Consider the following 14,860-nt stretch of genomic DNA (forward strand, 5'->3'; position numbering starts at 1 on the left):
AAATGTTACGTAATTTCACCATTAATAGTTTAATTATGAATCATAAAAAGCAAGCTGAGATTTTAATGAATTGTTAATGCTGTGATCTGGCCTGATGAATTGCAGTCCGTCAGACCGCTTTCTGCAAGGGCAGTAGCAAAAGCCTTGCGAGCACCATCACAAAACAAGGAAACAATTCTTGGGGTTATATTTAACCTTTGTGTAACTTTTAAAAAACAAAGTGATTCATCATTTCGCTTTAATTTGCAAACTAACGAATCATAAAGGTGATGACGTGACGCAAGAACAACGGTTTGAGCAGCGCATAGCGCAGGAGACGGCGATTGAGCCTCAGGACTGGATGCCTGACGCCTACCGTAAAACGTTGATCCGCCAGATTGGTCAGCATGCGCATTCCGAAATCGTCGGCATGCTGCCGGAAGGTAACTGGATCACCCGCGCACCCACGCTGCGCCGAAAAGCGATTCTGCTGGCGAAAGTACAGGATGAAGCCGGACACGGACTTTACCTCTACAGCGCGGCAGAAACGCTGGGCTGCGCACGGGAAGACATCTACCAGAAGATGCTCGACGGCAAGATGAAGTACTCCTCCATTTTTAACTATCCCACCCTGAGCTGGGCCGACATCGGTGTCATCGGCTGGCTGGTGGACGGGGCTGCCATCGTCAATCAGGTGGCGCTGTGCCGCACCTCTTACGGTCCGTATGCCCGGGCGATGGTGAAAATCTGCAAAGAAGAGAGCTTCCACCAGCGTCAGGGCTTTGAAGCCTGCATGGCGCTGGCCCAGGGAAGTGAGGCGCAGCGCCAGATGCTGCAGGACGCCATCAATCGCTTCTGGTGGCCTGCGCTGATGATGTTCGGGCCGAACGACGATAACTCGCCAAACAGCGCCCGCAGCCTGGCCTGGAAAATCAAACGCTTCGGAAACGACGAGCTGCGTCAGCGTTTTGTCGACAACACGGTGCCGCAGGTGGCGATGCTGGGCATGACGGTGCCGGATCCCGACCTGCGTTTTGATGAAGAGAGCGGTCACTACCGCTTCGGCGAAATCGACTGGCAGGAATTTGAAGAGGTGATTAACGGGCGCGGTATCTGCAACCACGAACGACTGGCCGCGAAACGTAAAGCCTGGGAAGACGGGGCGTGGGTGCGGGAAGCCGCCCTGGCCCACGCAGAAAAACAACGCGCCCGTCAGGCCGCATAAGAGGAAATAATCATGAGCAATGTCTACTGGCCGCTGTACGAAGTGTTCGTACGCAGCAAACAAGGGTTGTCCCACCGTCACGTGGGCAGCCTGCATGCCGCCGACGATCGCATGGCGCTGGAAAATGCGCGCGATGCTTACACTCGTCGCAGTGAAGGATGTTCTATCTGGGTGGTGAAGGCGAGCGAGATTATTGCCTCCCAGCCGGAAGAGAGCGGCGAATTTTTCGATCCGGCGGAAAGCAAGGTTTACCGCCATCCGACGTTCTACACCATCCCCGATGGCATCGAGCACATGTGAGGCGAAGGATGAAAACAGTCACAGCCTATGCCCTGCGTCTGGGCGACAACGGTCTGGTGCTCTCCCAGCGTCTGGGGGCCTGGTGCGGCCACGCGCCGGAGCTGGAGATCGATCTCGCGCTGGCCAATATCGGTCTTGATCTGCTGGGCCAGGCGCGCAATTTCCTGGCCTACGCCGCTGAATGTGAAGGTGAGGGCGACGAAGATACCCTGGCGTTTGGGCGCGACGAGCGCCAGTTCCGCAATGTCCTGCTGGTGGAGCAACCCAACGGCAATTTCGCCGACACGATTGCCCGTCAGTACCTGATGGATGCCTGGAACGTGGCGCTGTATGAGCGCCTGACCCGCAGCACTGACGGCCAGCTTGCCGCCATCGCCGCCAAAGCGATCAAAGAGGCGCGCTACCACCTGCGTTTTAGCCGCGGCTGGCTGGTACGCCTGGGCGACGGGACCGAAACGTCCGCACAAAAAATGCAGCAGGCCATCGATAACCTGTGGCGCTTTACGGCAGAGCTGTTTGACGCCGATGACGTTGAGCTGGCGCTGATACATTCCGGCGTGGCGGTGGACCCACGCACCCTGCGCCAGCCGTGGGAAAGCGAAGTGTATGCCGGTCTTAAAGAAGCCAGCCTGAGCGTACCCGACGAGGTGGCGTACCGCAGCGGGGGTAAGAAGGGGCTGCATACCGAACATCTGGGGCCGATGCTGGCAGAAATGCAGTATCTCCAGCGCGCGTATCCCGGTCAGCAGTGGTAAAGGAGAAGGCTATGCAACGTCTCGTCGACATCGCACCGGCGCAAATCCCGCAGATCTGGTCGCTGTTAAGCCAGATCCCGGACCCGGAAGTGCCGGTATTAACCATCACCGACTTAGGCATGGTGCGCAGCGTCAAGGCACAGGGGGAAGGCTGGGTGATTGGCTTCACGCCAACCTATTCGGGCTGCCCGGCAACGGAACACCTGCTGGGGGCGATCCGCGACGTGATGACCGCGCATGGCTTTACCCCGGTGCACATTGTGCTCCAGCTTGACCCTGCCTGGACCACCGACTGGATGACCGCCGACGCGCGCGAACGCCTGCGGGCTTACGGCATCAGCCCGCCCGTGGGGCATAGCTGCCACGCGCACGCACCTTTGGAGGTGAGCTGCCCGCGCTGCGCCAGTACCGACACCGCGCTAATCAGTGAATTTGGTTCGACGGCCTGCAAAGCGCTTTACCGCTGCAACACCTGCCGCGAACCCTTCGACTATTTCAAATGCATTTGAGGCTGCCATGACAACGTTTCATTCATTAACAGTGGCAAAAGTGGAACCCGAAACCCGCGACGCGGTGACCATCACGTTTGCGGTGCCGCAGGCGCTGCAGGAAGCCTACCGCTTTCGCCCCGGACAGCACCTGACGCTGAAAACGAAGCTGGGCGGGGACGAGCTGCGCCGCTGTTACTCCATCTGCCGGAGTACCGCGCCGGGTGAGATCAGCGTGGCGGTCAAAGCCATCGAAGGCGGGCGTTTTTCCCGCTATGCCCGGGATGAGATCAAAGCAGGCATGGCGCTGGAGGTGATGGTTCCGCAGGGGCAATTTGGCTATCAGCCGCAGGCCGAACGTGAAGGCCACTACCTGGCGATAGCCGCAGGCTCCGGCATCACCCCGATGCTGGCGATCCTCTCCGCCACGCTGGCCACCGAACCGAACAGCCATTTCACTCTGATTTACGGCAACCGCAGCAGTCAGAGCATGATGTTCCGCCAGGCGCTGGCGGACCTGAAAGATAAATATCCGCAGCGGCTGCAGCTGGTCTCCATCTTCAGCCAGGAGCGGCTGGACAGCGATCTGCTGTATGGCCGCATCGACGGGGAAAAGCTGCAGGCGCTGGCGAAAACCCTGATCAACTTCCGTCAGTACGACGACGCGTTTATCTGCGGCCCGTCGTCGATGATGGACGAGGCCGAAGCCGCGCTGAAGGCGCTGGGGATGCCGGAAAAATCCATTCATCTTGAACGCTTTAATACGCCGGGGACCGCCGTGAAACGCACGGTAAACGTGCAGGCGGAAGGGCAGAAAGTGACCGTGCGACAGGACGGGCGCGACCGCGAAATTACCCTGACGGCAGACGACGAAAGCATCCTCGATGCTGCCCTGCGTCAGGGGGCGGACCTGCCTTATGCCTGCAAAGGCGGCGTGTGCGCGACCTGTAAATGCAAAGTGCTGCGCGGGAAGGTGGACATGGCGACCAACTACAGTCTGGAGCCGGACGAGCTGGCCGCCGGGTATGTGCTGAGCTGTCAGTCACTGCCGCTCACCGCCGACGTGATCGTCGACTTTGACGCAAAGGGGATGGCATGAGCGAACTGACTGTTACCCGTCATGGCCGCGTGCTGCAGCTGACGCTGAACCGTCCGGCGGCGCGTAATGCCCTGAATAACGCCCTGTTGACGCAATTAGCCGACGCGCTGGAAAGCGCTGCGGTTGATGCCGACATCTCGGCCTGTGTGATCTACGGCAACGAACGCTGCTTTGCCGCCGGGGCCGATCTCAACGAAATGGCAGAGAAAGACCTGCCAGCCACCCTGAACGATATCCGCCCGCAACTGTGGGCGCGCATTAACGCGTTTAACAAACCGCTGATCGCCGCCGTCAACGGTTTCGCGCTGGGCGCCGGATGTGAACTTGCGCTGCTGTGCGACGTGGTGATTGCCGGGGATAACGCACGATTTGGCCTGCCGGAAATCACCCTCGGCATTATGCCGGGGGCGGGCGGTACCCAGCGACTGATCCGCAGCGTCGGTAAATCCCTTGCCAGCAAAATGGTGCTGACCGGAGAGAGCATTACTGCGCAGCAGGCGATGAGCACCGGGCTGGTCAGCGATGTCTTCCCGGCATCCCTGACGCTGGAGTATGCCCTGAAGCAGGCGGCAGTGATGGCGCGCCATTCCCCGCTGGCGCTGCAGGCGGCGAAACAGGCGCTTCGTCAGTCTCAGGAGGTGCCTCTGCAGGCTGGCCTGATGCAGGAGCGTCAGCTTTTTACGCTGCTCTCTGCCACCGAAGACCGCCGGGAAGGTATCGACGCTTTCTTGCAAAAACGCACCCCCGACTTTAAAGGACGCTAATTGTGGAATGTATTCTCAGTCAAGTAGAACAGGGCGTAATGACCATTACGCTGAACCGTCCGGAGCGTCTGAACAGCTTTAATGACGTGATGCATCAGCAGCTTGCAGAATGCCTGAAACAGGCCGAGCGCGATGACACCATCCGCTGCCTGCTGATCACCGGCGCAGGGCGCGGTTTTTGCGCCGGGCAGGATTTGAACGACCGCAACGTCGACCCCAACGGCCCGGCACCGGACCTGGGGATGTCGGTTGAAACCTTCTATAACCCCCTGGTACGCCGCCTGGCAAAACTGCCGAAGCCGGTCATTTGTGCAGTCAACGGCGTAGCGGCCGGCGCGGGCGCCACGCTGGCGCTCGGCTGCGACATGGTGATTGCCGCCCGTTCTGCCAACTTTGTGATGGCCTTCAGCAAGCTCGGCTTAGTGCCGGACTGCGGCGGCACCTGGCTGCTGCCACGCGTGGCCGGACGTGCCCGCGCCATGGGACTGGCGCTGCTCGGCGATAAACTCAGCGCCGAACAGGCGCAGGCGTGGGGAATGATCTGGCAGGTGGTGGATGACGACCAGCTCTCCACTACCGCGCAGCAGATGGCGCTGCACTTTGCGTCTCAGCCAACCTTTGGGCTGGGGCTGATCAAGCAGGCCATTAACGCCGCGGAAACCAACACCCTGGATGCCCAGCTTGACCTGGAGCGCGACTATCAACGTCTGGCCGGTCGCAGCGACGACTACCGCGAAGGCGTCAGCGCTTTCCTGGCGAAGCGCACGCCGAACTTTACGGGGAAATAAGATGCTGAACATACGCACGGTCGCCGTGATTGGCAGCGGCACGATGGGCGCGGGCATTGCCGAAGTTGCCGCCAGCCACGGCCATCAGGTTCTGCTTTATGACATCGCCGAAGATGCGATTTCACGCGCCATCGACGGGATTCGCCAGCGTCTGGCTTCCCGGGTAACGCGCGGAAAGCTCTCCGCCGATGCCAGCGCCCAGATCCTGGCCCGACTGCTTCCGGTGACGGATATCACCGCGCTTTCCGCGGCCGAACTGGTGATTGAAGCGGCCTCCGAACGGCTGGAGGTGAAAAAGGCGTTGTTTGCGCAGCTGGCGGAGATCTGTCCGCCCCAGACGCTGCTGACCAGCAACACATCGTCCATTTCCGTCACGGCGATTGCGGCAGACGTGAATCATCCGGAGCGCGTGGCGGGGCTGCACTTCTTTAACCCCGCGCCGGTGATGAAGCTGGTGGAGGTGGTCAGCGGGCTGGCGACCTCTGCGGAAGTGGCAGACGCGCTGTGTGAACTGGCGCTGAACTGGGGTAAACAACCCGTTCGCTGCCAGTCAACGCCTGGGTTCATCGTCAACCGCGTCGCGCGCCCGTTTTATTCCGAAGCCTGGCGTGCGCTTGAAGAGCAGGTCGCCCCACCGGAGGTGATTGACGCTGCGCTGCGCGAGGGCGGCGGTTTTCCGATGGGGCCGCTGGAGCTGACCGACCTGATTGGTCAGGACGTCAACTTTGCGGTGACCTGCTCGGTGTTTAACGCCTTCTGGCAGGAGCGTCGTTTCCTGCCTTCGCTGGTGCAGCAGGAGCTGGTGCTGGCCGGAAGGCTGGGTAAAAAGAGCGGAAAAGGGGTTTACGACTGGCAGGGGGAGAAACCCGTCGTGCAGTGGGTTGAGACCGTAAATGACAGCTACAGCCCGATGCGCGTGGAAAAAAGACGTGACGGTGTCACAGAAATTGATGATGTGTATCTGGTTGAAACGCAGGGGGAAACCGCTCAGGCACTGGCGCTGCGCCTCAACGGCCCGGTAGTGGTGATGGACCGTATTGAGCGTGACGTGGCGGTGATTGCGGCGGCCGCCAGCAACCCGCACACCGCGACGCAAAAAGCCATCCGCTACCTGCAACAGCAGGCGCACCGGGTGGTGCAAATTGCCGATTATCCCGGTCTGCTGGTCTGGCGCACGCTGGCAATGATTGCTAACGAAGCGCTGGATGCCCTGCAAAAGGGGGTCGCCAGCGAGAAGGATATCGACACCGCCATGCGTCTGGGCGTGAACTACCCGAGCGGCCCGATCGCGTGGGGCGAGCGTCTGGGCTGGCAGCGCCTGCTGACCCTGCTGGAGAACCTGCAACGACATTACGGCGAAGAACGTTATCGCCCCTGTTCACTGCTGCGCCAGCGGGCGCTTCTGGAGAGTAGCTATGAGTCATAACGCCTGGCATAACGCCCGCACGATGTACGAAAAGGACGCCTGCGCGCAGGCGATGGGGATGGACATTGTCGATATGGACGAGGGCTACGCGGTGGTGACCATGACCATCACCCCGCAGATGCTCAACGGCCACAAAACCTGTCACGGCGGCCAACTTTTTTCGCTGGCAGACACCGCCTTTGCCTACGCCTGCAACAGCCAGGGGCTGGCGGCGGTGGCCTCCGGCTGCTCGATCGATTTTCTGCGTCCGGGCTTTGCCGGAGATAAGCTCACCGCCACCGCGCGGGTGATGCATCAGGGCAAACTGACCGGCGTGTACGACATTGAAATTCAGAACCAGCAACAGAAAACCGTCGCCCTGTTCCGCGGAAAATCACACCGCATCGGCGGCACTGTCACAGGAGAGGCCTGATGCGTGACGCATTTATTTGTGATGGCGTTCGAACGCCAGTGGGGCGCTACGCCGGCGCGCTTTCTGCCGTGCGAACGGACGATCTCGGTGCCGTACCGCTGCGTGCGCTGCTGGACCGCTACCCGCAGCTCGACCTGGAACGGATTGATGATGTGATTTTCGGGTGCGCCAACCAGGCGGGGGAAGATAACCGCAACGTGGCGCGAATGTCGGCGCTGCTGGCCGGATTGCCGCAGACGGTATCCGGAACCACCATTAACCGCCTGTGCGGCTCGGGTCTGGACGCAATAGGCTTCGCTGCTCGCGCTATTAAAGCAGGTGATGGCGACCTGCTGATGGCGGGCGGCGTCGAGTCCATGTCCCGCGCACCGTTTGTGATGGGGAAAGCCACCGCCGCGTTTCAGCGCCAGGCGGAGATCTTTGATACCACCATCGGCTGGCGATTTGTGAATCCGCTCATGCATCAGCAATTCGGAACTGACAGTATGCCGGAAACGGCAGAGAATGTAGCTGAATTGTTAAATGTCAGCCGTGCCGATCAGGACGCGTTCGCGCTGCGCAGCCAGCAACGAACCGCTCTGGCGCAACAGAACGGCATTCTGGCGCAGGAAATCGTGCCGGTACGGGTACCGGGTAAAAAAGGGACGGTCACCGAATTCAGCGTGGATGAACATCCGCGCGCAGAGACCACGCTCGAACAGCTTTCCGGGCTGAAAACGCCGTTCCGTAAGAACGGGGTGGTGACGGCGGGGAATGCGTCCGGCGTCAACGACGGTGCGGCGGCGTTAATCATCGCCAGCGAGAAAATGGCGCTGGCGCAGGGATTAATCCCCCGCACGCGGATCGTGGCGATGGCAACGGCAGGCGTGGAGCCACGTTTAATGGGGCTCGGACCGGTGCCTGCCACCCGCCGGGTGCTGGAGCGTGCCGGTCTCAGCATCAACGATATGGACGTCATCGAACTCAACGAAGCCTTCGCCGCGCAGGCGCTGGGCGTCCTGCGTCAGCTGGGTTTGCCGGATGATGCCGCGCACGTTAACCCGAACGGCGGCGCGATTGCGCTGGGCCATCCGCTGGGAATGAGCGGGGCCAGACTGGCGCTGGCCGCGAGTAATGAATTGCATCGACGCAACGGGCGCTACGCGCTCTGTACGATGTGCATCGGTGTGGGTCAGGGCATTGCCATGATCCTTGAGCGTGTTTGATCAAATTTCACTGTGAGCACCCTACAATGACAAATACAACAAAGCTTGATCCGATTGAAACAGCCTCCCTTGACGAGTTACAGGCGCTGCAGACTGAGCGTCTGAAATGGACGCTGCATCACGCCTACAACAACGTGCCGATGTACAAACGCAAGTTTGACGCCGCGGGCGTTCACCCTGACGATTTCAACGAGCTGGCGGATATCCGCAAATTCCCGTGCACCACCAAGCAGGACCTGCGGGATAACTATCCGTTTGATACGTTTGCCGTGCCGATGGAGCAGGTGGTGCGCATTCACGCATCGTCCGGTACCACCGGCAAACCGACCGTTGTCGGCTACACGCAGGGCGACATTGACAACTGGGCCAACCTGGTGGCCCGTTCCCTGCGCGCCGCGGGCGGTAGTGCGAAGGACAAAATTCACGTGGCGTATGGCTATGGTCTGTTTACCGGCGGGCTGGGCGCACATTACGGTGCCGAGCGCTTAGGGGCGACGGTGATCCCGATGTCCGGCGGCCAGACGGAGAAACAGGCGCAGCTGATCCGTGATTTCCAGCCGGACATGATCATGGTGACGCCATCCTATTGCCTCAACCTGATTGAGGAGCTGGAACGTCAGATGGGCGGCGATGCCAGCACCTGTTCCCTGCGCGTGGGGGTATTCGGCGCCGAGCCGTGGACACAGGCCATGCGCCGTGAAATCGAAAAACGCCTGGGGATTACGGCGCTGGACATTTACGGCCTCTCCGAAGTGATGGGGCCGGGTGTGGCGATGGAGTGTATTGAAACCGCCGACGGTCCGACCATCTGGGAAGATCATTTCTATCCGGAGATCGTCAACCCGAACGACGGCACGCCGCTGAACGACGGCGAGCAGGGCGAACTGCTGTTCACCACGCTCACTAAAGAGGCGCTGCCGGTGATCCGCTACCGCACCCGCGACCTGACGCGTCTGCTGCCCGGCACCGCCCGTACCATGCGCCGCATGGACCGGATCAGCGGTCGCAGCGACGATATGCTGATCATCCGCGGCGTCAACGTCTTCCCGTCACAGCTGGAAGAGGAGATTGTGAAGTTTGAACATCTCTCACCCCACTACCAGCTGGAGGTGAACCGTCGCGGACATCTTGATTCACTTTCCGTGAAGGTGGAGCTGAAAGAGAGCAGCTTAACGCTGACCCACGAGCAGCGTTGCCAGGTGTGCCACCAGCTGCGTCATCGCATTAAATCGATGGTGGGGATTTCCACCGATGTGATGATAGTCAACTGCGGCAGCATCCCGCGTTCAGAGGGCAAGGCCTGTCGGGTGTTTGATTTGCGTAAAGTCGCGGCCAACGGTTGAGTTTCCCACAAGTCAGCCCTCTCCCCTTGGGAGAGGGTTAGGGTGAGGGGAATATGCTATGATTCATCCAGACCAAAAATAACAACAGAATGAATCACATGAATAAACTCGATGCCTTTATCCAGCACGCGGTTAGCTCGGTTCCCGTTAGCGGAACGTCGCTTATCTCCTCATTATACGGTGACGCGCTTTCACATCGCGGCGGCGAGATTTGGCTTGGCAGCCTCGCCGACTTACTGGAAGGCATGGGGTTTGGCGAGCGCTTCGTGCGCACCGCGCTGTTTCGCCTCAACAAAGAGGGCTGGCTGGACGTCTCGCGCATCGGGCGTCGCAGCTTTTACCGCCTGAGCGATAAAGGGCTGCGCCTGACCCGTCGCGCGGAGAATAAGATTTACCGCGCCGAACTGCCCGCCTGGGACGGAAAATGGCTGTTACTGCTCTCCGAAGGGCTGGACAAAACCACCCTTGCCGACGTCAAAAAGCAGCTGATTTGGCAGGGGTTTGGCACGCTGGCGCCGAGCCTGATGGCCTCGCCGTCGCAGCATCTGGCGGATGTACAATCTCTGCTTCACGATGCTGGCGTGGCGGAGAACGTCATTTTCTTTGAAGCCCACTCGCCGCTGGCGCTCTCCCGCGCGGCGCTGCGTTCACGGGTAGAAGAGTGCTGGCAGCTAACCGAGCAAAACGCGATGTATGAGTCGTTTATTACTTCGTTCCGGCCGCTTCTGCCGCTGTTAAAAGAGGCCGCGCCGGAGGAGCTTACGCCGGAACGGTGCTTCCAGATCCAGCTGCTGCTGATTCACTTTTATCGTCGTGTGGTGCTAAAAGACCCGCTGTTGCCGGAGGAGTTACTGCCTGCGCACTGGGCGGGACAAAGCGCCCGACAGCTCTGCATCAATATCTATCAGCGTGTTGCACCGGGGGCGCTGGCGTTTGTCAGCGAGAAGGGGGAAACCTCCGTCGGCGAACTGCCCGTGCCCGGCACGCTCTACTATCAACGCTTTGGTGGTCTTTCAAGCGCATAAGGAGTGAAGATGCCTGTTTATCAAATTGACGGTCTGACGCCGGTGGTGCCTGACGAGAGCTACGTCCACCCAACGGCGGTGCTGATTGGGGACGTGATTCTGGGTAAAGGCGTTTATGTCGGCCCTAACGCCAGCCTGCGCGGTGATTTTGGCCGCATTGTGGTGAAAGATGGCGCCAACATTCAGGATAACTGCGTCATGCACGGCTTCCCGGAGCAGGACACGGTGGTGGAGGAGGACGGGCATATCGGCCACAGTGCCATTCTCCACGGGTGCGTGATCCGCCGTAACGCGCTGGTGGGCATGAACGCGGTGGTAATGGATGGGGCGGTCATCGGTGAAAACAGCATCGTCGGAGCGGCGGCGTTCGTGAAGGCGAAAGCGGAGATGCCCGCTAACCATTTGATTATCGGCAGTCCGGCCAAAGCGATCCGCGAGCTGAGTGAGCAGGAACTGGCCTGGAAGCAGCAGGGCACGCGGGAGTATCAGGTGCTGGTAGAGCGCTGCAAGCTGACGATGCACCAGGTCGAGCCGCTGCGCGAGGTTGAGCCTGACCGGAAGCGACTGACGTTTGATGAGAATTTAAGGCCGAAGTCGGCGGTGTAGGGGGGAGGTCCGCTTTGTGCCAGAAGCGGGCATTGCTAACATCAATATAAATTGTTCTATGGGGCGCATGTCATTTGCAGTATATAAAGAAGAAATTAAAAGACTGTCAAATAAAAAGCCCCTCTACAGGGGCTGAGTTTTTACTGTTTACCACGTTTAGTCATCTCATCTGCTAACTGTGAAGACCAATAATGTTGATTCTTCGCATCTAATATGAAGTGTAGCGCTCTCGCGCACTGTATCTGAGCAGACTCATAAGCATGGATATTACCAACTGAAGTAGGAACTAAGTGGGTTTCAGGTGTGTAGTATTGGTAGATGCTCGTTTGTGAAGGATGAACATATTCGCTAAGTATGTCATACGTCAGTTCAAAATCGCTTTCTCTCCCCTTAGTCTGTTTCATCTCATCTTCATAGAGATCGCGTAAAGCATTCATCACATGCTGACTGACAGCAAGTAGGTTTTCAAAACGATGCTTAGTCTCTTCAGTAAACATGTAGTCGTTAGGGTCAAATACTCCTTTCTGAATCTTTTCTTGCTCTGACTTTTTAAATCGGGAACTGTTCGTAAAGCCCAGGATGACATCGAGAGCTTTATCTACACTTTCGCGGCCGCTTTGGTTCGTCAGGATCTTCTCCACTTTCTTGTTTAAGAGTCGTGAGAAAGCATGTGTTTCAATCATCCCCCGGCTAACGACACAAGCGGTTTGGTATCGTTCGTTTTCGAGGAGGAGAAGCGCATCATCAAAGATATCTATCTGCCTGTTCATTAGCAAATTTGCATAGTTAGCGAGATACAACCCCTGATCAGGATTATGCATCTTTCCGACAACTACACCGTTAACCTTGTTCAGCGCAGCTCTGGCGGCTTTTGCCTCGTTTAGGCTCTGCTCTATAAGTTCTTTAAACATGCTGTGTTTCCTTACAGGATAATGTGTCTCAACAAGTAATCATTCCAGCTTTTGCCAGCTTCTTGATCTGTTCTTTTTATAGCAAGGTATTATGCTGAAGAGAGGGGCACCAATCACTAGGATCTTCTCCCAACGATAAGTATAAACCCACCGATGCTGTAATTATCCCGCTTAATTAAACAAACCACTTTTGGTATTCACTGTAGCCCAATGTGACCTGCCCCTTGTTATTGATACGCAACCACGTTAGCAAAACCCCCACCTGCTTGCTAGACCACTCGAACGTCCGCTTCTCGCTCATAGCGGACATCGGCCTGCAAACGTCCGTTTCGTGCCAAAAGCGCGTATTGCAAAGTCTGCATTGCATTCACCGGAAAGGTACAATGCAGACGATTAGATTACCTCTGCCAGTCACGGAAAAGCTCCAAATGAGGCCTGGCTGAGGAGCTGTTGACCTTCTATTTCAGCTTCTGCCTCAGATCGATATAGACATCAGTCAGCTTTGCGACATTGGCTTCATCCATGGAGAGTTCTGAGAAGTCAACAAACCAGTTTCCAGTACTGTGCTTATTGATAACAAATAGCTTTTTACCGTTCAAAAATCGATACTCAACATCGTAGTCTTTATGGGTCCACGAGAGATTATCCGGAATAGTGAATTTTGCCGGCTGCGCAGGATTTTGCGGATCCCATTTTAAAAAGCCAGTGTACATGGTTATCCAGCTTTCGAGGCTGTCCTTCGTAACATATCCGAAGTGACTCGACATATCCCCACCGTAGTATATAGCCATTACTGCATATTCGCCTTTATCGTCAAGGCGAAGAATTCCATCAAAACCATCTTTGTACTGCGGTTCATTGACCAGCATCACTTCAACACCGGTTTTGTACTGTGTCCAGGTATAATAAAAAGCCGGCTTCCCGGGCGTTGAACAGCCCGCCGTAAGTAACACAAATATAAGCCCTAAAATTCTAATCATCATTATTCCCTATTTAATAAAAACCATGTCTTTATCACAGTAAAAAAATATATTTAATTTCCTTCGCTGAGGTAAAACGAGGGAGAAATGCCGCATGGGTACTTAATAGCGAACAGACCATTAAGCCTGAGTGCATAAAACCGCCGTTTCAGGTCTTCCTGACTTACGTCACAGCTTTGGAATACTGGAAGGACATTTTTCCAGCTCTGACGGCAGTTCCAGTGCAGCCAGTCCCACGCAATTTGTACAACTGCCACTTAATCACTCCTTATCAGGATTGTTTTGATCCCGCTGCATCGACAGCTTCGATTTATCTTGTGATAGTCCGCAAAGCTGTAAATGGGTAGCCAGGTGAAAGCAAAGGCCCTGTTTTCACCCTGCATACATACACATCTATGTTATATCGGCAAAAAAACGACTTGCATGAGCGGTTGTTTGAGCTAAATGTGACGCTTCACTAATCAGAAGAAAGCCGTCAGGTTCTCGCTCACAGCGGCTTATATCAAATGGATGTATGACAGGCTGGCTTAGCCAGATTTAGGGCAACAAGAAGGTGAACACGTCAATGTCGAGTCCCTGTACGAAAGATTTTGGCACAGTGGTAGAGGGGAGTTCAGGGGCGTTATCGTTTGGACTGGTACCGTGCCTGGTCATGGCTGGGGTCTTCACCAGTCTGTCACGAAAACAGGCATACCGTACTAGCTTATGTTAGCGGCAGCCCTGGTTGCTACGGTGGGATTCTTCTTGTGCATTTTTAGCATGGCGAGAGTCATTAACGACGTCGTGTCAACCAATATGGTGAGACGTTTGCCGCTTTCCATGGGGCGCTATTGTAGTGACGATGCGGGCCTGTGGGTATCTGTACCGCAGGGGGTAGAACTCTGGGTAAGTGTCTATGACTCAGGCTGGACGGTCTTACACAAAAATGCAGTCAAGTTCCTTGAGACTACACCTGACCCTTCCGTGGCCCTTGAATCCTTTGCTGACTTAACGAGCCCCACAAGCTGGAGTGGCAGCCTTGCAAACATATGGCAGGCACGAGCTGACGCTTTCGGTGAACTCATCCACCACCCGCGGGCTGACATTTCAGACGCTGCAAGAGACATCCATGAGCGCTTAATGCTTATGATTGAGCGTCAACGGGATCGGGAACAGCAGGAAGATCGTAAAGGCGAACAGCGATTTGAGTGAAGACATTTAATCGGTCTCGGCTGAGCGACACGGCGTATCACGCTTCAGAATCATATGTTTAAAAGAATGTGGTGTTTTCCATCAGCCCTGGTTCGGGTAAACGGCGAGGTAGCCGCAGTTCGCCAGCAGTGCCTCGCCAGATATCCTGATGCAAAGACCCTTTATGACGCTGTCGGTAGCCCGGGAGCTAGTTTTTTGTCGCTTCCCGACTCGGCTGAAACAGCTTCGCTCGTCTCTGCGGCAGCGTTGATTTGTGCCCGAAATGCTTCCAGCCTCTCCGTCGGACATTTCATATCAAATCGTAAACGGTGTGAAGGATCGCTGAACTTAGATGCTGAAACTTGGGCGTCCCGTTAGGCTCAA

General features: G+C 56.9%; 15 protein-coding genes. 13 read left to right on the top strand and 2 right to left on the bottom strand.

All coding sequences use genetic code 11. From position 1 onward, the window contains the following. The first annotated feature begins 274 nt into the window (after window positions 1–274). From paaA to paaY, 13 genes are all read left to right on the top strand, one after another. Complete coding sequence (gene paaA, locus ABFI50_RS19205) at window positions 275–1,204, top strand: 1,2-phenylacetyl-CoA epoxidase subunit PaaA (protein WP_014883698.1); 930 nt, start codon at window positions 275–277, stop codon at window positions 1,202–1,204. 12 nt (window positions 1,205–1,216) lie between these two features. After that, window positions 1,217–1,504, top strand: coding sequence for a 1,2-phenylacetyl-CoA epoxidase subunit PaaB (paaB, locus tag ABFI50_RS19210; RefSeq protein WP_006175064.1), 288 nt, complete (start codon window positions 1,217–1,219; stop codon window positions 1,502–1,504). Between the two features lie 8 nt (window positions 1,505–1,512). After that, on the top strand, window positions 1,513–2,259 hold the full coding sequence (gene paaC / locus ABFI50_RS19215) for a 1,2-phenylacetyl-CoA epoxidase subunit PaaC (RefSeq protein WP_045282064.1): 747 nt from the start codon (window positions 1,513–1,515) through the stop codon (window positions 2,257–2,259). A gap of 11 nt (window positions 2,260–2,270) precedes the next feature. Next, on the top strand, window positions 2,271–2,768 hold the full coding sequence (gene paaD / locus ABFI50_RS19220) for a 1,2-phenylacetyl-CoA epoxidase subunit PaaD (protein ID WP_014883700.1): 498 nt from the start codon (window positions 2,271–2,273) through the stop codon (window positions 2,766–2,768). Between the two features lie 7 nt (window positions 2,769–2,775). Beyond that, entirely contained in the window at window positions 2,776–3,846 is a 1,071-nt protein-coding gene (gene paaE / locus ABFI50_RS19225; RefSeq protein ID WP_014883701.1) for a 1,2-phenylacetyl-CoA epoxidase subunit PaaE, read from the top strand. Further along, window positions 3,843–4,610 (top strand): 2,3-dehydroadipyl-CoA hydratase PaaF, encoded by a 768-nt coding sequence (gene paaF, locus ABFI50_RS19230; protein WP_063943086.1) that lies wholly within the window; start codon window positions 3,843–3,845, stop codon window positions 4,608–4,610. The genes paaE and paaF overlap by 4 nt, the downstream gene beginning before the upstream one ends. Continuing rightward, entirely contained in the window at window positions 4,610–5,398 is a 789-nt protein-coding gene (gene paaG, locus ABFI50_RS19235; RefSeq protein ID WP_100246810.1) for a 2-(1,2-epoxy-1,2-dihydrophenyl)acetyl-CoA isomerase PaaG, read from the top strand. Before paaF ends, paaG begins: the two co-directional genes overlap by 1 nt. Window position 5,399: 1 nt before the next feature. Then, window positions 5,400–6,824 (top strand): 3-hydroxyacyl-CoA dehydrogenase PaaH, encoded by a 1,425-nt coding sequence (paaH, locus tag ABFI50_RS19240; protein ID WP_347484826.1) that lies wholly within the window; start codon window positions 5,400–5,402, stop codon window positions 6,822–6,824. Further along, window positions 6,814–7,236 carry a hydroxyphenylacetyl-CoA thioesterase PaaI gene (gene paaI, locus ABFI50_RS19245; protein ID WP_014883705.1) on the top strand — a complete coding sequence of 141 codons (423 nt, stop codon included), beginning with the start codon at window positions 6,814–6,816 and terminating at the stop codon, window positions 7,234–7,236. Before paaH ends, paaI begins: the two co-directional genes overlap by 11 nt. Further along, on the top strand, window positions 7,236–8,441 hold the full coding sequence (gene pcaF / locus ABFI50_RS19250; RefSeq protein WP_045135015.1) for a 3-oxoadipyl-CoA thiolase: 1,206 nt from the start codon (window positions 7,236–7,238) through the stop codon (window positions 8,439–8,441). The genes paaI and pcaF overlap by 1 nt, the downstream gene beginning before the upstream one ends. A 26-nt stretch (window positions 8,442–8,467) precedes the next feature. Then, window positions 8,468–9,784 (top strand): phenylacetate--CoA ligase PaaK, encoded by a 1,317-nt coding sequence (paaK, locus tag ABFI50_RS19255; protein ID WP_014883707.1) that lies wholly within the window; start codon window positions 8,468–8,470, stop codon window positions 9,782–9,784. 89 nt (window positions 9,785–9,873) lie between these two features. Beyond that, window positions 9,874–10,809, top strand: a complete 936-nt coding sequence (gene paaX / locus ABFI50_RS19260; RefSeq protein ID WP_347484829.1) for a phenylacetic acid degradation operon negative regulatory protein PaaX — start codon at window positions 9,874–9,876, stop codon at window positions 10,807–10,809. Window positions 10,810–10,818: 9 nt separating this feature from the next. Next, the gene (gene paaY, locus ABFI50_RS19265) at window positions 10,819–11,415 is read left to right on the top strand and encodes a phenylacetic acid degradation protein PaaY (RefSeq protein WP_045135016.1); all 597 of its coding nucleotides are present in this window, start codon (window positions 10,819–10,821) and stop codon (window positions 11,413–11,415) included. 140 nt (window positions 11,416–11,555) lie between these two features. On the opposite strand, the gene ABFI50_RS19270 is transcribed toward paaY, so the two are convergent. Both ABFI50_RS19270 and ABFI50_RS19275 read right to left on the bottom strand, forming a co-directional pair. After that, window positions 11,556–12,326, bottom strand: a complete 771-nt coding sequence (locus ABFI50_RS19270; protein ID WP_045135017.1) for a DUF5677 domain-containing protein — start codon at window positions 12,324–12,326, stop codon at window positions 11,556–11,558. 458 nt (window positions 12,327–12,784) lie between these two features. After that, window positions 12,785–13,309 carry a hypothetical protein gene (locus ABFI50_RS19275; RefSeq protein WP_230278688.1) on the bottom strand — a complete coding sequence of 175 codons (525 nt, stop codon included), beginning with the start codon at window positions 13,307–13,309 and terminating at the stop codon, window positions 12,785–12,787. Window positions 13,310–14,860: the final 1,551 nt, after the last annotated feature.

The organism is Enterobacter sp. HNDS-6 (assembly GCF_039850505.1).
Taxonomy (GTDB): domain Bacteria; phylum Pseudomonadota; class Gammaproteobacteria; order Enterobacterales; family Enterobacteriaceae; genus Enterobacter; species Enterobacter kobei.

Excerpts from the sequence above, each read along its gene's own strand:
- paaB (WP_006175064.1), top strand. The coding sequence starts at position 1,217 with ATGAGCAATGTCTACTGGCCGCTGTACGAAGTGTTCGTACGCAGCAAA.
- paaC (WP_045282064.1), top strand. The coding sequence starts at position 1,513 with ATGAAAACAGTCACAGCCTATGCCCTGCGTCTGGGCGACAACGGTCTG.
- paaD (WP_014883700.1), top strand. The coding sequence starts at position 2,271 with ATGCAACGTCTCGTCGACATCGCACCGGCGCAAATCCCGCAGATCTGG.
- paaE (WP_014883701.1), top strand. The coding sequence starts at position 2,776 with ATGACAACGTTTCATTCATTAACAGTGGCAAAAGTGGAACCCGAAACC.
- paaF (WP_063943086.1), top strand. The coding sequence starts at position 3,843 with ATGAGCGAACTGACTGTTACCCGTCATGGCCGCGTGCTGCAGCTGACG.
- paaH (WP_347484826.1), top strand. The coding sequence starts at position 5,400 with ATGCTGAACATACGCACGGTCGCCGTGATTGGCAGCGGCACGATGGGC.
- paaI (WP_014883705.1), top strand. The coding sequence starts at position 6,814 with ATGAGTCATAACGCCTGGCATAACGCCCGCACGATGTACGAAAAGGAC.
- pcaF (WP_045135015.1), top strand. The coding sequence starts at position 7,236 with ATGCGTGACGCATTTATTTGTGATGGCGTTCGAACGCCAGTGGGGCGC.
- paaK (WP_014883707.1), top strand. The coding sequence starts at position 8,468 with ATGACAAATACAACAAAGCTTGATCCGATTGAAACAGCCTCCCTTGAC.
- paaX (WP_347484829.1), top strand. The coding sequence starts at position 9,874 with ATGAATCACATGAATAAACTCGATGCCTTTATCCAGCACGCGGTTAGC.
- paaY (WP_045135016.1), top strand. The coding sequence starts at position 10,819 with ATGCCTGTTTATCAAATTGACGGTCTGACGCCGGTGGTGCCTGACGAG.
- ABFI50_RS19270 (WP_045135017.1), bottom strand. The coding sequence starts at position 12,326 with ATGTTTAAAGAACTTATAGAGCAGAGCCTAAACGAGGCAAAAGCCGCC.
- ABFI50_RS19275 (WP_230278688.1), bottom strand. The coding sequence starts at position 13,309 with ATGATGATTAGAATTTTAGGGCTTATATTTGTGTTACTTACGGCGGGC.